At 30.0% G+C, this 3,692-nt stretch carries 5 protein-coding genes; all 5 read right to left on the bottom strand.

Annotation, left to right across the window (positions count from 1 at the left end):
• Positions 1–126: 126 nt before the first annotated feature.
• Positions 127–669, bottom strand: a complete 543-nt coding sequence (locus tag H2650_RS15585; protein ID WP_188051750.1) for a hypothetical protein — start codon at positions 667–669, stop codon at positions 127–129.
• 139 nt (positions 670–808) lie between these two features.
• Positions 809–1,399: a hypothetical protein gene (locus H2650_RS15580; RefSeq protein ID WP_188051749.1), complete on the bottom strand. Its 591-nt coding sequence runs from the start codon at positions 1,397–1,399 to the stop codon at positions 809–811.
• A gap of 171 nt (positions 1,400–1,570) precedes the next feature.
• A complete protein-coding gene (locus H2650_RS15575; RefSeq protein ID WP_188051748.1) occupies positions 1,571–1,927 on the bottom strand; it encodes a hypothetical protein in 357 nt (118 codons plus the stop codon).
• A complete protein-coding gene (locus H2650_RS15570) occupies positions 1,928–2,725 on the bottom strand; it encodes a hypothetical protein (RefSeq protein ID WP_188051747.1) in 798 nt (265 codons plus the stop codon).
• Between the two features lie 299 nt (positions 2,726–3,024).
• Positions 3,025–3,369: a hypothetical protein gene (locus tag H2650_RS15565; RefSeq protein ID WP_188051746.1), complete on the bottom strand. Its 345-nt coding sequence runs from the start codon at positions 3,367–3,369 to the stop codon at positions 3,025–3,027.
• Between the last annotated feature and the right edge of the window lie 323 nt (positions 3,370–3,692).

Below are 3,692 nucleotides of genomic sequence, written 5' to 3'. Positions count from 1 at the left end.
TTCGCGGCTTGCAGAAGTGGCGAACTTCGGAACCGAGTTTTTTCTGCTAAGAAAAAATTTCTTGCGAAAGATAAACGTGAATTTAGCACATATTTCGCCATTTTTGCAAACCGCTGTTGTACATAGTTATTTTTTTGTCAGATAGTCTAAATTCCAACTTTTAGCAATACTATCAATTTCTATTTCATTCAATTCCTTTTCCATTCTTGGTTTTGATTCATAATAAAAGAATCTGCCTTTTCTTTTTAAAATTGAATCGCCAATTATGGTACTAAAAATATTTAATTGCATAATTTTTCCATCCCCATTTTTTTTTCGGAATCCGTCATTCTCATCATTCAAAATAAAACCGTCTTTTTCCGATGGTGTTACATTTTTATAAATATGTAGAATTTCATTTTTATTTGGCGTTTTTTTCCAAGAACTCCATCCATTTCCAAAAAATCCATCATCATGTCTATTTCGTGCTTTCATATATTCATCTATAATCGGGACATGTAAAGCTTTTCTCAATTCATTAGCTTTTACTCCATAATTCAGATTTTTAATCTCATTTCTATTATCATAATAGTCGTAAGTAAAATAAATTCCAAAAATCAGAAGGGCAATTTTAAAGAAATATTTTCTCTTTTGTTGCATTAAGTTATCAAATTCTTCCTTTTTTTTCATAATTATGTACAACGTCTTGGCGCTTGGCGTGGTTGGGGACTTTTGAAACCGAGTATTTTCGGCTGAACGTAAAGGTAATAAAAAAACGCTAATTCCACTAAATCCCCAATCACGCCAAACGGCTGTTAGCAGTAGTTGTTTATTCCATCAACACATTTTCTATTTTGAAATATCTTTCTGCAACTCTTTTAGGATTTAAAATTTCTTCATCACATTCTGTTGGTTTTTGCTTTCTAACCTTTATTGCATTAAAATAATCATTTTCTAATTGCTTTAAATTTTTAGCAGGACTTGATGCGCCAATGCTTATTTTGTCAATATCAATTTTTACATTTTCAAAAACACGTATGTTTTTAGAGACAGAATTTTCGTTTAGATAACTTAGGTCATAGCAACTTACGCAATCTCCGCTAAAACCACTTGGTATATTTCTAGCAAAGAAATTTAATTCATTAATTTTTTTTTGATTAGGTATTATGCTTCTATAATCACTAAGACATATTCCATACCATATTCCGGCTTTATCTTGGTTAATATCCATTATTATTCCAATATAATATTGCTTATCAATAAAAATTGATACAGCGTCTCCAAATTTATATTTAATATTTTCAGGTGTTATTCCATCCCAATTTGGTTTCATAATATCTGGATGAAAATCTTCCGATTTTTTAGTTTCACAGCTAAATATTAATAATGACAAAGTTAATAATAATAAAATATTTCTCATTAAAATTTGATTTTTTGGTACAATTACTGCTAACGTTTCGCGGCTTTGCGAGGTTGCGAACTTCGTAACCGAGTTCTTTCGGCTAAGATAGAATATCTTGCGAAAGATAAACTTGAATTTAGCACATAATTCGCAATCTCGCAAAACCGCTGTTAGCGGTAGGTTATTTTACTAGAGATGTCGTCTGAAATAGTTTGCAAAGGTTTCTTGTGGTTTGTCAATAAGTATTTTTTCTACAAAACTTAAGCCCTCAGGTGTTAATTCATTTATTTTTTTGAAAGGTCCCCATTCTTCAGATTTTAAAAACTTACCAAGTACAAGAAAGGAGTTTTCAAATTCGACTCTATTCACAAAAAATGATGAATCTAATTTCAAGTTTCGTGCTGTGTCTGAATGATGTGTAAGCATTGCTCCAATAAAGCTTTCGTTAGAATAACCAGATAGATATACAATTGGATGATATCCTTTTCTAATCTCTCGATGAGTGGCTAATAAAACATCTCCATTTTTAAAAATATTTGAATTCATTTATTCTAATTTTGTTTTGTCAGTTATGCCATACTGACTAATTATTATTTGTTTTGCTTCTTTTTCTGCTTCATAATTACTTTTAAATTCTTTTTTGAAGAAATAGAACATTGCCATTTTATATTCTGGAAATTCAAAATAGATGAATTCATCCATTGTATGAAAGAAAAAAGCATCTTTATTCTTACTTTTCCAAAATACCAAAGAATAATATCTTGAATCTTTAGAACTTTTTTTAATTCTAGATTGAGAATTTCTTAATTGAGATAGAGCTTTGAATGGAGATAAGTCAATATTGAATCTCATAATTGACATTGGAACTTTTTTAAATATTGGAATAAATTCGTTAGAATTTCCTTTTAGATATTTCCTTCTAAAATTAAGAACATGAAATTTATAATCGATTATTTCTAGCCATCTTATAACATTTAAAGATTGTTCATATTCATAGTATTCATTATCTAAATCAGTACTTCGGAAAAGTTCTAAAGTATATTTTTCAATCTTCGATAAAGTTTCATTGTTGCAAGATGGACAAGCTGGAATAACCGTTTTCATAAAAGGTTGTTTCGTTCCATTTATTAAAGTTTCAAAATTTCGTAAAGGGTCATTTTGGAAACACCATTTTGGAAGAACATGTTCTTTTGTTAATTTATTACTTTCACCACAAAATGAACAAATATCATTCTCGCCCGCGAAATTACCAGGTTCAAAATGATTTCTTTTTATATGGTCAATGATTGTTTTTCCACTTATTCTGAAATTTTTTCTTAATAATTTGAAACAATCATCTGTCATTTTTTCTCATTTTTGGGTAACTTACCGCTAACGTCTTGGCGCTTGGCGTGGTTGGGGACTTTTGAAACCGAGTATTTTCGGCTTAACGTAAATGTAATAAAAAAAACGCTAATTCCACTAAATCCCCAATCACGCCAAACGGCTGTTACCTGATGGTTATTTTTTTTTCGGAAGTATCATTTTAATAGTGAAATTTTCAAGTTTCTGTTGGCCAATTCCAACTTTCACATTCCAACTTTCAAGTTTCTGCTTTGAATTTTCTGCACAAACTAATTCTATATTTGAATATTACTGTTGTTTTAATTATGCCAATCAAAACCGCAAAATCTGCATTGTTTAGCTTTTGGCGTTCTTGCTAATTTTTTACATTTTGGACATTCATTTAAAAAAACTTTTTCAGGATAATTTTTAATGATTTTTTCAGCCGTATTAAGTTCAAAATTATCATATCCAACTTTCAATAAATCTAAAACTTCTTTGTCATCAGTAATCCAACCTTTTCGTTTATAAATTTCCCAAGCTTTAGGGTTATCATTATCTTCAAGTTTTAAAATTGAAGAGTGATGTCTCCACGCAAGCTTTTCTTTTTCGGGTAAAAGACTAAAAAAATATGTGACAATATATTCTGCAGTTTCTTTATCCATTTATTTGATTTTAAGTAGGTTGTCTTTCGTTTTTCGGTAACTATCAGGTAACGTTTCGCGGCTACAAGAAGTGGCGAACTTCGGAACTGCGTATTTTCTGCTAAGATAAAATTTATTGCGAAAGATAAACGTGAATTTTGCACATTTCTCGCCATTTCTTGTAACCGCTGTTGTGCGTTCGGTTTTTTATTCGTTCCAATATTCTTCCATAATCGGAATTCTATTTATTACATTTTTAGATATGAGTTCAAATTTGTCTTCAACACTCAAATTTTTATTTTGGTCATACCTAAACCAACTCTCTGTGCCATTTTCTTCTGACT

This window comes from Flavobacterium sp. GP15, assembly GCF_014281985.1.
Lineage (GTDB): Bacteria > Bacteroidota > Bacteroidia > Flavobacteriales > Flavobacteriaceae > Flavobacterium > Flavobacterium pygoscelis.
The sequence above is the reverse complement of the archived record's forward strand: the minus strand, read 5'-3'. Positions and strand labels throughout refer to the sequence as shown.